The organism is Limosilactobacillus rudii (assembly GCF_014145455.1).
In the GTDB taxonomy this organism is placed as follows: Bacteria; Bacillota; Bacilli; order Lactobacillales; family Lactobacillaceae; genus Limosilactobacillus; species Limosilactobacillus rudii.
Genome location: NZ_JACIVB010000017.1, coordinates 192,657 through 206,280 on the forward strand (window position 1 = coordinate 192,657; position 13,624 = coordinate 206,280).

The window sequence follows — 13,624 nt, forward strand, 5'->3', positions numbered from 1 at the left end:
TTTTTGTTTTGACGAGGCAAGTGAGAAAAGCCAAACAGTAATAATATTAGTGTTTTAATTTGCGGTATTGCTTGGGAGTAGTACCGTATTTCTTTTTAAATTCACTAGAAAAATAACTTGATGTATTATAGCCGCACATTGTTGATATTTCTTTAACGGTTCGTGAAGTTGTTGTCAGCATCATTTCAGCCATTGTCATTCGATACTCATTGAGATATTCAATTGGTGTTTGATTGACGATAGCCTTAAAGGAGCGAAAACACTCTGCTCGACTAATGTTAATAGCATTTGCAATTTCGTTTGCTGTTACTCCGGGACGGTGGTAGTTTTCGTGAATATACTGAATAGCAGCGCGGACTCGATTTGCTTGAGTATTAGGGGTAAAGCTAAGCTGTTTTTGGTTACTTTTGCGAAATTGGACGGCCATTAGTCGCCAAATTCGACAAATCAATTCGACGCTTTGCAACTCGTAATCAGGATCAGCATCTGAAAGTTGGCACAACTCTGTAATTCCTTGCGTAATTACAGACTCCTGCTTATTACTTGCTCGCCAAGTAATTTCGCTTACGCCAGAATTAAGAATTGGGGAGATTGAGTTTTTACGAAGGATTTCGAAGCTCTTGAAATTGAAGAAGGTTGGTGGGAGAACAAGGCAGGCAGTTTTAGTCTGGGGCTTTAATGCTTTAACGCTATGAAGAACACCTGAATTAACAAAAATTCCATCGCCCGGTGTTAGCTTGATGTTTTCTTTATGACTGTTATTGATAATTGTATATTGACATATCCCATGGAGGACAGTCGTCATTTCAAATCCTTCGTGCCAGTGGGGACTCCATTGACGGCTGACATATTCATCAAAGTTATCAATACAGGTGACTAGGGGGATGGCATGTTCATCGTACTTAACATTTTCGTAAAGGTCGCTAGTAAGATGTAACGATTTTAATTTCATAAAAGTTTCTCCAATCTGATACTATTTTGATTATTAATGATACATTTTTAGCTTTTACAGTGATATTTATGCCATTATAATATCATTTAGCATGATGTAAAAGGAAGGCGGGCTTGACAATGAAGAACGATCAAATTCAGGTATTTGGTGCAAATGAGAATAATTTGAAAAATATTGACTTAACAATTCCTAAAAATAAATTGGTTGTTTTTGCTGGGGTTTCAGGTTCTGGAAAAAGTTCATTAGTATTTGATACATTAGCCGTTGAATCGAACCGTGAGTGGCAAAATTCATATTCGCTTTATCTGCGAAATAAAATGCCACACTACCAACGACCAGCTGTTGAGAAAATTAATAACCTGACACCATCAATTGTTGTCCGTCAGCAGTCCTTTAATGCTAGTGGGCGCTCAACAGTTGGAACAGCAGTTGATGCAGCGCCATTAATGCGGCTTTTATTTTCACGGGTAGGTCAACCAAGTGCTGGTGGGTCCATGGCCTACTCGTTTAACCATCCGGCTGGAATGTGTCTCACGTGTACTGGTTTAGGAAAAGTACAAATTCTAGATGAGGATAGTCTTTTTGATCGGGATAAAACGTTGAATGAAGGTGCGATTGTTTTTTCACCATTTAATTCAGGCTGGCAAAATAATATATACACTACCAACTCCTTACTAGACCCCAATAAAAAACTTCGCGACTTTACCCCTGATGAATGGGAGATTTTACGAAATGGAACCAATCACCCATTGAAAATTGAAATTCGTTCAAATAAAACTGGACGAGTTGATCATGTTGATTACGAAGGGGTAATTCCACGGTTTAAGCGTCTTTATTTGAAACGAGATATATCGAAATTAAAGGGTAAATTACGTGAAGAAATCATGGCTCATATTACAACTGCGCCATGTCCGGATTGTGATGGAACTGGTCTAAACGAAAAGGCATTAGCATCTAAAATCAATGGCTTGAATATTGTTGAAATGACTGCAATGCCTGTTGAGGACTTATTACCAAAATTAAATGAGATCGAAAATTCACGTGGCAAATCGTTAAGTAACCAAATTAGTCAGATTCTACAACGGATGATTAATATCGGTGTGGGGTATCTTTCACTTAATCGACGGACAAATACATTATCTGGTGGTGAAATGCAGCGATTAAAAATCGTCCGAAATTTAGGCAGTAGTCTAAATAACATTACTTATATTCTTGACGAGCCAACAGCTGGCTTGCATCCAGCAGATGTTGAGCGAATTGGTAAGATGTTGATTCAATTACGCGATACAGGTAATAATGTGATCGTCGTTGAGCATTCACCACATATTATTAATATTGCTGATGAAGTAATTGAGATGGGACCACGCGCTGGTTCTCATGGTGGTCAGATTGTCTTTCAAGGTAGTGTCTCTGAATTAAAACAAGCGGATACGTTGACTGCTCATGACCTAGGTACAAAGCTGCAAGTCAATCCGGTACCTAAAAAGTGGCAAGAATATTTTGCTATTCGTGATGCGCATTGCCATAATTTGAAACATATTGATGTTGATATTCCTAAAGGAGTGTTTACTGCAGTTACTGGTGTTGCTGGTTCCGGGAAAAGCTCCTTGATTCGGTATGATTTCTTGCATCAATATCCGGGTGCTGTTGTGATTGACCAGAAACCAATTGGCACATCCATTCGCAGTACACCAGCAACGTATACCGGAATTATGGATGAAATTCGTAAAATTTTTGGTAAAGCTAATAAGATTGCCCCTGGTTGGTTTAGTTTTAATTCTAAAGGTGCTTGCCCAGTTTGTAAGGGTCGTGGGGTGATTAAGTATGATATGGCGTTTGCGGATGCTGTGGAAGTTGTTTGTGAAGAATGTCAGGGTCGCCGTTATAACAAGAAAGCGCTTGGTTATCAGTATAAAGGTAAGAATATTGAAGACGTCATGAAACTAACAGTTGATCAAGCAATTGACTTTTTTGATAATCATAAAATTACTATGGCATTGCAAAACCTGACTAAGGTTGGTCTTGGCTATCTTACATTAGGACAACCAACTAGTACCTTGTCGGGTGGAGAAATTCAACGGATAAAAATAGCTGCTGAATTGAACAAGTCGGGAAATGTGTATGTAATGGATGAACCAAGTGCGGGCCTGCATAGTGAAGATATTAAGACTTTAGCAAAACTGATTCGTCAGTTGGTAGATAATGGGAATACAGTGATTACAATTGAGCACCGGTTAGAATTAATCAGTCAGGCTGATTGGATTATTGATATCGGCCCGGATGGCGGTAATCGTGGTGGTCAGGTTTGCTTTACCGGGACACCGCAGGAATTGCTGCATGATCAGAATTCTAAAACGGCAAAGTACCTAAGAGCCATGGTTGACCAGCCAAAACGATAAATTAAAAGGAATAGGCTTATGATTCTGCTGGCTAATTTTAGTCCGAAGAAAATTTATAAGTTTATTCTTTTTTAGGTTTTATGTAATTTTAATATCAATAATTCCCATAATTGAAAAGATAACGAAGATCCAAGCGAGGAGGGTTGTTTTAAGCTAATGATTTTAGTAAGGTGATGTAAAAAGGAGGAAGTTTTAATGGCGGAAATTCAATTAATTAATTCACCATTTAGAACTGGTAATCGACAGTTTAATAACGCTAAATTGGTGAACCAAGTAGCTGAATTTTATCGTTCAGTGCCATTTTATCAGCCAACACCATTAATTAATCTGGAAACATATGCTCGGGAAAATCAGATTGCCTCAATGGATATCAAAGATGAATCGCAACGGTTTAGTGAAAAACTTAAGGCTTTTAAGGCCACTGGCGGACTATATGCAATGGCAGTTTGTATTGCCAAACGTGTGGGATTATCGGTTGACCAATTAACATACAATCAGTTGCAAACACCAGCAGTTAGAAAAATCGCTGATCAAATTACTTTCTATACTGCTACTGACGGTAATCATGGCCGGGGAGTAGCGTGGGCGGCAGAACAATTAGGTACTCATGCAGTGGTTAAGATGCCAGTCGGTTCGACTAAAACGCGGGCGGACCATATTGCAGCATTTAATAATACAGAAGTCGAGATTACCAATAAGAATTATGACGACACCGTTAAATTAGCCAATGAGATTGCCAACCAGGATCCTCACGGAATTTTGATTCAGGACATGGCGTGGGAGGGATATACGGAAATTCCTCAAGCAATTTCTGCAGGTTATTCAATCATCGTTACTGAAATTCTTGAACAGCTAGCTAGCAATGACTACCCAACCCATCTATTCCTGCAAGCAGGGGTCGGACAATTATCAGCAGGGATTATCGATGCCCTTTTTAGCCTTTTGCCAGCTGATAAGAGACCATTAGTAACAATTGTTGAACCGGCGACAGTTGCCTGTTACTACTTATCAGCACAGAAAGCTGATGGTGATGAACACACAGTTCCGGGGTCACCGCAAACAATTATGGCGGGGTTGAACTGCCAGACACCAAGTCTAATCTCGTTTCCGATTATCCGTGATACTGCTCGTTTTTATGGGACGCTAACTGATGAAGTAGCTCGCCAAGGGATGCGGATTCTTGCAAGACCACAAGGAAGCGATTCTAAGATTATCTCTGGTGAATCAGGAGTTGCAGCGTTTGCGTTTGTTAATGCTGCTTTACAGAATGAGCAATTACGTCAACAACTAAAACTTGATTCAACTTCGCGGGTATTAGTGATTAATACCGAGGGTGACACCGATGAAGAGGTCTACCAGAAAATCGTTAATAATTAGGAAGTGATTTGATGACTGCTTTAACTGAAGAAATGTATAAAATTTTTGACCAGCCGGAATTTTCCTTTAAGAAGATTAAAGAATACTATTCGCCAGCAGAAGTCGATCAACTAAAGGCGCAGTTTAAAGCTGTGTGGCAAACGTGGAAACAAGTTAATCAAAACGTGGCTGCCCAATTACCAGCGGAGAAATTTGCTAAGGTCCACGTGGAAAGCTGGACAAATGGTTGGAACCTCCGTGACCACTATTGGGCTTCTTATCGGTTAGCACGGTTGGCGGATTATAGTCCATGTATTGGCGTCATGCTAGACCGGAAACAATTTCAGGTTTACTTGATGTTTCAGCATTACAAGAGTGATAAGCGCCAGGGAACGCCAGCAGAATACAATGAACTTCTGGAGCAAATCCCAGCATGGGCGATGAGTCGTAATTCAGATCACTGGTACTTATGGGATAAGGATGAAATGGAGTTTGCCGATCATCTGCCGTTAGCGGATTATTTAAAAGATAATGACAAACAACAGACATTTAATAATGAGGCGAAGCAAACAAGCTTTTTACTGGGGAAATTTGCTTTTCGCGGTCATGACCAAGTAGCAGACATGGAAAAGTTTATTTTATCAGCGATGCAGGATTTGTTGCCATTGTATGAGCAGCTGTAATAAATTGGTTTGATATAATTATGCTATAATTATATCTGAGGTGATTATAGTGAAATATAAAACTGTCAAAGCACGAAAACAGGGGACTTCAATCACATTGACGGTCCCTGCAGAGTTTAAAGTATGTGAAAATGCATTGTTTGAGCCCCAGTTATTAGATAATGGGGCAGTCCTATATAGCCCAGTTACAAGTGCAGCTGATATTGAGCATGATCGTAAATTAATTGAACGATCTTTTGCTGATGATGTACTTCTTACCCCAGCTGATATGAAAAAACGATTTGGAAAGTATGGTTGGGGAAAAGATGAAGATTAGATATACCAGCCACTTTGCAGCTTCATTGGATAAAATTATTTTGTATTGGCAGAATCAATTAAAGCTATCGCCAGAGAAAATTAATGCATTCACGGTACATATTGAAAAGAAAATTAGGCTATTAGAGAATTTCCCAAAACTTGGACAAGATGTTACTGATTTATATCATTTTCGTAAACAAACATATCGGCTTCTAATCGGTAATAGTTATGGCATCTTTTATCGAATAGATCCAACTAATAATGTAATTATCGTTGGTGCTATTTTTGGAACAGCAGAAATGAAAATTAAATTTTGACTATTATCCTAAATAAATAAGGTTCGTAACATTAGGTTGTTACGAGCCTTATTTTTTCGTCAAATTATTAATTATTTGCCGTTCAATTATGCTCAAATCATTGTCCGCTGCGGGGATTTGAAAGAGCTTCGTTTGAAAGATATAGATAATTACTGGCCCAATAATTGAGCGGAGGATTTGAACCGGAGTAAGGGACTGGTTAATCTCCGGGTAAGCCGCTCGTAGCTCAGCAATTTGGTGTAACGTTCCCTTATTCCCATTAAAGAATTCAGTATAATATTGATTAGCTAACTTATTAGTAAGAATCTCTTGCATTAGTAACCGGATAAAATCGAAGTTAGTATCGATAAAATGAATCCGGTCAGTCACAATAAAGTGGATCAATTCGGTCAAATCTGCTGAGTAGTCGATGTCTGAAAAGAAATTATCTTTAATCTCAAGGAGAATTGGCTGTAAAAGTTTTGCTAATAAGTCATCTTTAGAATTGAAATATTTATAAATAGTACCTTCGCTAACCCCTGCCTGCTTAGCAATTTTAGCGGTGGTAGTAGCGTGAAAACCATTGTTAGCAAAAAGAGTTAAGGCGGTTTGTAAAACTTTCTTTTTGCCAGCGGGCATTTTAGCATTTTCTAATTGTTCACGATAGTTGGTTAGGACCTGCGACATAATGAATAGCTCCTCATCATTTTTTTCTATTATACTTTGCGGTAACGTTTAAGGCCAATAATATTGAGCCAGAGAAGAATAAGAAGAAAGATTAAGAGTGCTAAAATATCGGTTCCCAGGCTAGTTAGCCCCTTTCCGTACATAATGATTTGAGTCAAAGCGTCGCCGGTATAAGTTAATGGCAAAATTTTACCGATATATTGCACCCATGAGGCCATTGAATCTAATGGGATAATTCCAGAGAAAAAGATTTGTGGCACAACTACTAATGGAATAAACTGCATCATTTGGAATTCGGAATTGGCCAGGGTAGACATTAAAATCCCGAAAGCCAAGGCAACAAAAGCAAGCAAAACGCTGATGATAATGATATTGATAATGCTTCCGACAACTTCAATCTTTAGTAACCAAACAGTTGTCAGGACAATAACCGTAGATTGGAGAATAGAGATGATTCCATAACTAAGCATGTAGCCAAAGACAATTTCGCTTCTTCTAACGGGGGTCGCTAACAAACGATCAAATGTTCCGGACGTTCGTTCTTTTAGGAGCGCCATTCCAGAAATCAAGAAGACAAAGAAGAAGACGAAAAAGCCCATCAAAATTGGCACGATTTTAGTAAAGAAGCTAGTGTCTGCATTGCCATATTGGTAATGGTTACTAATTGACGGTGCTTTAGTATTCTCCTGAGTGATACTAATATTCGGGTTAGTTGACTTAACCATCGATTGTAGCCGTTGAATACCGGTTGATAAAGTAGTGATTGTTTGGCCGGTAATTGCTGCTTTAAGGGCTTGCTTAGTAAGGGTTGTTTTCGTTGAATCAGTATTAGCATAGGTTACGTTAAAGTGATTCTTTGCTTGATTATAATTAATGATTGCATCAACTTTATTTTTCTTTAATTTGTTTTTTGCCTGTCGATTTGAATTAACTGCCTTAACTGATACGCCATCTACTTTTTTTAAGTTTTGTTGGATTGTTTGGCTAACATTAACTGTCGCAATTTCAACTTTTGGATCTGAATTAGCAGAAAACATGACGTTCATTAACCACAATATTAAAATTGGAGCGAGAAACATTAATGCTAATGCTCGTTTGTCGCGGAGAAGCTCTATTAGTGTTCGTTTAGTAATTGCTAATGTTCGCATGTTAATCTTCCTCCTTTTCCGCTTTTAAGAAAACATCTTCAATTGTCGGCACACCATATTGTTTTTCTAGTTCTTGCGGTGAGGCAAAGGCAATTACATCACCATGTAGAAGGAGAGCAACGCGGTCTGTTAGTTCAGTCTCATCCATAACGTGAGTGGTGATTAAAATGCCTTGTCCTTGATTACGCAGGTTAATTAATTCGTGCCAGATTTGTCGCCGAAGTGCTGGATCAATTCCAACAGTTGGCTCATCAAGGATTAATAATTCAGGATGACCAAGGAGGGCGATTGCCAACGATAGGCGCCGCTTCATTCCGCCAGAATAATTGCTGACTCGTTGATTAAGAGAGCTAGTTAAATTAACGACAGAGCTAACATGGGTGATTTCTTTTTGTAATTGCTTGCTAGTTACCCCTTTCATTTCACCAAAGAATTTCAGATTCTCTTTAGCGTTTAAACTCTCATAGAGTGCATCAGATTGTGCCATATAGCCGATATTTCCAAGTACTTTTCTATTGGGCATTTGTTTTCCAAGAACCAATGCTGTTCCTTGGTTAGCTTTTTCCATTCCTAACATTGTCTTGATTGTGGTAGTTTTTCCAGATCCTGATGGTCCAATTAGACCAACGATTTCACCACGGTTAACAGTCAGGCTAATATCATGGAGAATAGTCCGATTGCCAAATTTTTTATTGAGATGAGTAAGTTCGATTAATCGTTGCATAATTCCGCCTTATTCCTTTAGTGAGTGAACACTCACTTTTTGTTTTTGATTATAGTGAGTGTTTACTCACTTGTCAACAACGAAAATTTATTATGTGGCTATTTCTGGGAAAAATTAGTCACAGCCAAAAAAATGATCAAAATCGACTGCTAATCGGTTTTGATCATTTCAAATCGTAATAAGATAGGGAATACAGGCTAATCTAACGATGCAATTAACCGTTGGATAAACAGTTTTGCAACCTTTGATTGGGGAAGGTTCTTTTTCCAAATAACATTCGTTGATTCAGTTAATGCAGGGGCAAATGGGCGGAAAGTAAGGTCATTATTATTAGAATTATTAATTAATTTATCAAAGGCTACCATATAAGCACTACCTTGACTGACCATTAACTGGGCATTAAAGACAAGAGTATAAGTACCGATAATATTCATTTTCTCGCCCAAATTTCCCCACCAATCTTGGAAGCGGTGTTCTTCAAGTGCCTGTTCAGAAATAAGTAAGGGAAGTTCTAGGAGATCATGTGCAGTAATCATTTTCTTTTTTGTTAATGGGTCATCTTTTTTGAGGACTAACCCCCATTGGTCAATTTCGGGTAATTGAACGTGGTGATAATTATTAAGGTCACGATTAGCCATTAAAACGGCAAAATCGATGGTCCCATGTTTTAAGGCTGTTTCCATTTCATCAGCATTACCACTGACAAAGCGAATCTTAACATCTGGATAGTCCTTAATTATTCCGCTAAGAATAGCAGTTATTCGCTTCATACTAAGACTTTCGCCGGCACCAATTGAAATTGTTCCTGTTATAACTTGGTCTTTTTGAATATTGGCTGCAGTTTGGTCAGCTAATTGGATGATTTCTTTGGCCCGAGCCTGCAGGAATTCTCCCTCCTCAGTCAGCGTAATTTGGCGGTGACCCCGAATGAATAACTGGGTACCTAATTCGGCTTCGAGGTCGGCTAACTGTTTCGAAAGGGTTGGTTGAGATACTAATAGTTCATGAGCGGCTCTAGTAATATTTTTATATTGGGCAACAGCGAGAAAATAACGTAATACGCGAAGTTCCATGATAAATTTTCTCCTTAAATAGTTAAAAACGATAATAGTTAATAAATTATAACTATTTTACACCCATGTTTTCGTTGAATATACTTAAATCAAATAGGAGGAGTTAAGATAATGGAACGGTTAATTAATTTTTTAGTTAAACTATATAAAAGTAAACTAGCTTACATTTTGCGACATACATTACGTGCAATGTTCCCTTTGATCCTGGTTGGTAGTTTTGCAGCGGTTTTGCGCTTTTCTTTTTTTTCGACTTCTGGCTATGTATCAACGATAATCGACCTTAATCGATGGTTGCCTTTTTATCGACAATTTGGTCAAATTACCAAAATTATTTTTGAGTGTACGATCAATGTTATTGCTGTCTATGCAGCGTTCTTTAGCACACACTATACGGTAAGCGCCTATCAAAAAAATATCCCGGGGGCAGGGGCCGTTGGGTTATTTGCCTATTTAATTATTGCTTACCAGGCGACCAGCCAGGATAGTTTGGCTTTCAATAACTATTTGTTATCACAGGGAATGCTAATAGCAATTATTGTTGGTTATCTTTGTGGTCGTTTGTTAGTTTTGTTCGCCAAAAGTAAAGAAATACAACTAAATCAAATTATAAAACCCGTTGTTATTATTAGCATTATAGCGGTAATAGTGAACATGACATTAGGATTATTTGTTCGTTTATCTTTACCTACTTATGTCGCTAGTTTCATTACTATTAATTCCAGTGTAAAGGCTTTTTGGTACGTAATTGGTCTTGGAACATTAACTGATGTTATGGCAATATTTGCAATTGGGGGTCCCTTTATCAATAGTCCATCATTTACTGATGCACCATCCTGGGCTAACTTAATGCATGCTTTACGAACCGGATCAGTTTGGAATGCCCCTTTTAAGTATACTGATACAACGATTTTTCATAGTTTTGCAAATTTTGGAGGAAGCGGGTGCGTCCTTGCGTTAATTATTGCAATATTGATCGTTTCACGTGAAACTCGTTATCGTAGTATTTCTAAGTGGTCGTTATTTCCAGCAATCTTCAATGACCACTACCCAATGATGTTAGGAATACCGATTTTGTATAACCCGATTTTCTTTATTCCGTTTGTGGTTGCTCCGTTGGTTAATATGCTCATTTCAGGGGCATTGTTGAGCTTAAATTGGATTCCAGCAGCGGTGTACCCTGTCCCTGCTGGAACGCCCGCACCATTAATTGCGCTGGTCGGGACAAATGGTAATTGGGGATCATTTATTCTTTCGACATGTTTAATTATTATCGACGTGTTAATTTATATTCCGTTTGTGCGAGTTGCAGAAGAGATTGCTAAAAAAGTAGGTGTGGTGGACAATGACGACTAAAAAGAAAACATTGTTGTTAAGTGCTCTTTCAGTATTAATACTTGTTGTCCTAATCATTTTGTCATTATCGTGGTCACATAGAAACGTTAATGATTTAACTAAGTGGCATAACGCGAAAATGTCACCAGTGATTATGATTCCCGGGAGTTCTGCTTCCGTCAATCGCTTTGATCGCTTGGTCGATGAACTTAATCGTAATCGTAAAGATCCACATAGCCTATTAAAGGTTAAAGTGATGGAAGATGGTAAGTTGCAGTATTCTGGCAAAATTAGGCCTGATGATACTGAACCAATTATCGTTGTTGGCTTTGAGAATAATCATGATGGTTACAACAATATTCAAAAGCAAGCACGATGGTTTAATATTGCATTTCGTTCGTTATCCCAACAATATAATTTTAATAACTTTAAGGCGATTGGTCATTCCAATGGCGGGTTGATTTATACTTATTTTTTAGAGCATTATTATTCCCGCTACCAACGAACAGAACGATTGAAGCGATTAATGATGATTGGGTCACCATATAATTTCAATGAAAAGTCAATGAAACATCAGACCAAGATGCTATCAGATTTCATTAAGTACCGGAAAAATCTTCCCAAGAATATCAGTGTTTACTTAGTTGCGGGGACGCAAACCTATACTTCAGATGGATTAGTACCAGTAAACAGTGTCTTAGTTGGCAGGTATATTTATCAAAATCAAGTTAAACACTTTACAACAATTATGGTTTCGGGTCAGAATGCTCAACACTCTGATTTACCACAAAATGGCCAGATTGTTGACTTAATTAATCGTTATATTTTGGATCATAAACAAAAGATTCGTCGTCAGCAAAATACACCTTATATTAATGGACAAAATTAGTAGAGAGTAATCACCAGTATTTATTGGTGGTTATTTTTTAATTATAATCATAACTAAAAACTATTATTAAAGATATACTATAAGTATTTTACATCAATAAAAGAAGCCAATATAATAAAAACAGTTAAAGAACGGAGGTGAGTAATAATTGTTAAACAAAGTAAAAGTTAATCAGCAGTTGTTTGAACAAAATCAGCGTCTATTGCAGCATCTCAACACATCCTGTTTGAATAAGCGACAGGTCAAGCAGCTACTAAGTGAGATTTTGGGTTATCAATTAGATGATAGTAATCAATTTCTATTACCGTTTTATAGTGACTATGGTCGAAACATTAAACTTGGTAAAAATATCTCAATTAGCTGTAATGTTATGATGGCGGATAGGGCTGGAATAAAAATTGGTGACAATGTTGAAATCGGAGCGGGTACTTCATTATTGACCGTTGATGGTAATCGACAAGGACTGATAGTCATTGATTCAGGTGTGAAGATTGGTGGAAATGTAATTGTTTTGCCCAATGTTCATATTGGGGCTCATGCAGTAATCAGCGCTGGGGCAATTGTTGCTCACGATGTTCAGGTAGAAGAAAAAAACTATGAGGAGGAATCACCATGCAAGAATTACATTTAACCCAAGAATGGGACAAAGTTTTCCCAAAGAGTGACAAGGTTGACCATAAGAAAGTAACTTTTACCAACCATTTTGGCATTACCTTAGCAGCTGACCAATATACACCCAAAGATTACGACGGCAAGCTGCCCGCCTTAGCAGTTGCCGGACCATTTGGGGCAGTCAAGGAACAATCAAGTGGGCTTTACGCTCAAACAATGGCGGAAAAAGGGTATTTAACAATTGCCTTTGATCCTTCATTCACTGGCGAAAGCGGTGGCGATGTTCGGGATGTTTTCTCATTAGACATTAATACTGAAGACTACCAAGCCGCCGTTGATTATTTGAGTAACTTAGATAATGTTGATCCAGCTCGTATCGGGATTATTGGTATTTGCGGCTGGGGTGGTATTTCATTAAATGCCGCTGCCATGGATCCGCGAATTAAGGCCACTGCAGCAGTAACCATGTATGATATGCCACGAGTAGGCGCTTGGGGCTACTTTGATAAGGGAACTGCTGATGATCGTTACCAAAGTAAAAAACAAATTGCTGAACAACGAACAAAAGAATATGGCAATAAGGACTTGGCTAAGGCTGGCGGTTGTTACGACTATCCGGCACCAGATGATCAGCCAGATTTTGTAAAACAATATAGTGCTTACTATAAGACCAAGCGTGGTTACCATAAGCGTTCAGTAAACTCAAATGATGGTTGGGTTTTGCAAAGTCAAACAGGGTGGATGAATTCTAAGATCTTAGTTCATCCAGAAGATCTTAAAAATGCTGTCTTGATTGTGCATGGTGAAAAGGCTCATTCCCGTTATATGGGTGAGGATACCTTTAAGAAATTAACGGGCGATAATAAAGAACTTTTGATTGTGCCAGGCGCCACCCACACCGATTTGTATGATGGTGGCGACCATGACTATATTCCGTTTGATAAGATTGATGATTTCTTTAAGAAGAATTTAGACTAAGAATGGGCGAAAGGAATGGTTAGCTTTGTTAATCCTTCTTTTTTGTTTCCAAACTCGAAATAACACCGCTGGCAAATGAGGTTAGTGTAAGATTTTCATAGGTTGGATGAATAATTCATCTGGTCATGAAGATCTTTTTTTGTAGACCAATTTTACTTATTTACAAAAAAAGAAAAGACCAGTAGCCTTTAGTGTGTC

The 13,624-nt window shown here is 38.1% G+C and carries 14 protein-coding genes; 9 read left to right on the top strand and 5 right to left on the bottom strand.

The genetic code is table 11. The annotated features are described in order from the left end of the window. Nucleotides 1-46: 46 nt before the first annotated feature. Nucleotides 47-952, bottom strand: a complete 906-nt coding sequence (locus tag H5S39_RS01125; RefSeq protein ID WP_182595246.1) for an AraC family transcriptional regulator — start codon at nucleotides 950-952, stop codon at nucleotides 47-49. A 119-nt stretch (nucleotides 953-1,071) separates the two neighbouring features. Here H5S39_RS01125 and H5S39_RS01130 point away from each other — a divergent pair, with 119 nt between their 5' ends. The 5 genes from H5S39_RS01130 (at nucleotide 1,072) to H5S39_RS01150 (ending at nucleotide 6,004) form a co-directional block, all read left to right on the top strand. Continuing rightward, nucleotides 1,072-3,351: an ATP-binding cassette domain-containing protein gene (locus H5S39_RS01130; protein ID WP_182595247.1), complete on the top strand. Its 2,280-nt coding sequence runs from the start codon at nucleotides 1,072-1,074 to the stop codon at nucleotides 3,349-3,351. 195 nt (nucleotides 3,352-3,546) lie between these two features. Further along, nucleotides 3,547-4,728: a diaminopropionate ammonia-lyase gene (locus tag H5S39_RS01135; RefSeq protein WP_182595248.1), complete on the top strand. Its 1,182-nt coding sequence runs from the start codon at nucleotides 3,547-3,549 to the stop codon at nucleotides 4,726-4,728. An 11-nt stretch (nucleotides 4,729-4,739) separates the two neighbouring features. After that, nucleotides 4,740-5,390, top strand: a complete 651-nt coding sequence (locus H5S39_RS01140) for a glucose-6-phosphate 1-dehydrogenase family protein (protein ID WP_182595249.1) — start codon at nucleotides 4,740-4,742, stop codon at nucleotides 5,388-5,390. Between the two features lie 49 nt (nucleotides 5,391-5,439). Continuing rightward, nucleotides 5,440-5,706: a toxin-antitoxin system gene (locus H5S39_RS01145; RefSeq protein WP_182595250.1), complete on the top strand. Its 267-nt coding sequence runs from the start codon at nucleotides 5,440-5,442 to the stop codon at nucleotides 5,704-5,706. Then, complete coding sequence (locus tag H5S39_RS01150; RefSeq protein WP_182595251.1) at nucleotides 5,696-6,004, top strand: type II toxin-antitoxin system RelE/ParE family toxin; 309 nt, start codon at nucleotides 5,696-5,698, stop codon at nucleotides 6,002-6,004. The genes H5S39_RS01145 and H5S39_RS01150 overlap by 11 nt, the downstream gene beginning before the upstream one ends. Nucleotides 6,005-6,052: 48 nt before the next feature. On the opposite strand, the gene H5S39_RS01155 is transcribed toward H5S39_RS01150, so the two are convergent. From H5S39_RS01155 to H5S39_RS01170, 4 genes are all read right to left on the bottom strand, one after another. After that, a complete protein-coding gene (locus H5S39_RS01155) occupies nucleotides 6,053-6,670 on the bottom strand; it encodes a TetR/AcrR family transcriptional regulator (protein WP_182595252.1) in 618 nt (205 codons plus the stop codon). A 29-nt stretch (nucleotides 6,671-6,699) separates the two neighbouring features. Then, nucleotides 6,700-7,818, bottom strand: coding sequence for an ABC transporter permease (locus H5S39_RS01160; protein WP_182595253.1), 1,119 nt, complete (start codon nucleotides 7,816-7,818; stop codon nucleotides 6,700-6,702). A 1-nt stretch (nucleotide 7,819) separates the two neighbouring features. Beyond that, complete coding sequence (locus H5S39_RS01165; protein WP_182595254.1) at nucleotides 7,820-8,542, bottom strand: ABC transporter ATP-binding protein; 723 nt, start codon at nucleotides 8,540-8,542, stop codon at nucleotides 7,820-7,822. A 197-nt stretch (nucleotides 8,543-8,739) separates the two neighbouring features. Next, nucleotides 8,740-9,615 (bottom strand): LysR family transcriptional regulator, encoded by an 876-nt coding sequence (locus tag H5S39_RS01170; protein ID WP_182595255.1) that lies wholly within the window; start codon nucleotides 9,613-9,615, stop codon nucleotides 8,740-8,742. Nucleotides 9,616-9,726: 111 nt separating this feature from the next. Between H5S39_RS01170 and H5S39_RS01175 the strand changes: the two genes are divergently transcribed. The 4 genes from H5S39_RS01175 (at nucleotide 9,727) to H5S39_RS01190 (ending at nucleotide 13,426) form a co-directional block, all read left to right on the top strand. After that, entirely contained in the window at nucleotides 9,727-10,968 is a 1,242-nt protein-coding gene (locus H5S39_RS01175; protein ID WP_182595256.1) for a PTS transporter subunit EIIC, read from the top strand. Continuing rightward, nucleotides 10,958-11,836: an alpha/beta hydrolase gene (locus tag H5S39_RS01180; RefSeq protein WP_182595257.1), complete on the top strand. Its 879-nt coding sequence runs from the start codon at nucleotides 10,958-10,960 to the stop codon at nucleotides 11,834-11,836. Before H5S39_RS01175 ends, H5S39_RS01180 begins: the two co-directional genes overlap by 11 nt. Before the next feature lie 148 nt (nucleotides 11,837-11,984). Continuing rightward, nucleotides 11,985-12,467 carry an LbetaH domain-containing protein gene (locus tag H5S39_RS01185; protein WP_182595258.1) on the top strand — a complete coding sequence of 161 codons (483 nt, stop codon included), beginning with the start codon at nucleotides 11,985-11,987 and terminating at the stop codon, nucleotides 12,465-12,467. Beyond that, nucleotides 12,449-13,426 (top strand): alpha/beta hydrolase, encoded by a 978-nt coding sequence (locus tag H5S39_RS01190; RefSeq protein ID WP_182595259.1) that lies wholly within the window; start codon nucleotides 12,449-12,451, stop codon nucleotides 13,424-13,426. Before H5S39_RS01185 ends, H5S39_RS01190 begins: the two co-directional genes overlap by 19 nt. The last annotated feature ends 198 nt before the right edge of the window (nucleotides 13,427-13,624 follow it).

Excerpts from the sequence above, each read along its gene's own strand:
- H5S39_RS01175 (WP_182595256.1), top strand. The coding sequence starts at position 9,727 with ATGGAACGGTTAATTAATTTTTTAGTTAAACTATATAAAAGTAAACTA.
- H5S39_RS01140 (WP_182595249.1), top strand. The coding sequence starts at position 4,740 with ATGACTGCTTTAACTGAAGAAATGTATAAAATTTTTGACCAGCCGGAA.
- H5S39_RS01165 (WP_182595254.1), bottom strand. The coding sequence starts at position 8,542 with ATGCAACGATTAATCGAACTTACTCATCTCAATAAAAAATTTGGCAAT.
- H5S39_RS01170 (WP_182595255.1), bottom strand. The coding sequence starts at position 9,615 with ATGGAACTTCGCGTATTACGTTATTTTCTCGCTGTTGCCCAATATAAA.
- H5S39_RS01130 (WP_182595247.1), top strand. The coding sequence starts at position 1,072 with ATGAAGAACGATCAAATTCAGGTATTTGGTGCAAATGAGAATAATTTG.
- H5S39_RS01180 (WP_182595257.1), top strand. The coding sequence starts at position 10,958 with ATGACGACTAAAAAGAAAACATTGTTGTTAAGTGCTCTTTCAGTATTA.
- H5S39_RS01125 (WP_182595246.1), bottom strand. The coding sequence starts at position 952 with ATGAAATTAAAATCGTTACATCTTACTAGCGACCTTTACGAAAATGTT.
- H5S39_RS01150 (WP_182595251.1), top strand. The coding sequence starts at position 5,696 with ATGAAGATTAGATATACCAGCCACTTTGCAGCTTCATTGGATAAAATT.
- H5S39_RS01135 (WP_182595248.1), top strand. The coding sequence starts at position 3,547 with ATGGCGGAAATTCAATTAATTAATTCACCATTTAGAACTGGTAATCGA.
- H5S39_RS01190 (WP_182595259.1), top strand. The coding sequence starts at position 12,449 with ATGCAAGAATTACATTTAACCCAAGAATGGGACAAAGTTTTCCCAAAG.
- H5S39_RS01155 (WP_182595252.1), bottom strand. The coding sequence starts at position 6,670 with ATGTCGCAGGTCCTAACCAACTATCGTGAACAATTAGAAAATGCTAAA.
- H5S39_RS01160 (WP_182595253.1), bottom strand. The coding sequence starts at position 7,818 with ATGCGAACATTAGCAATTACTAAACGAACACTAATAGAGCTTCTCCGC.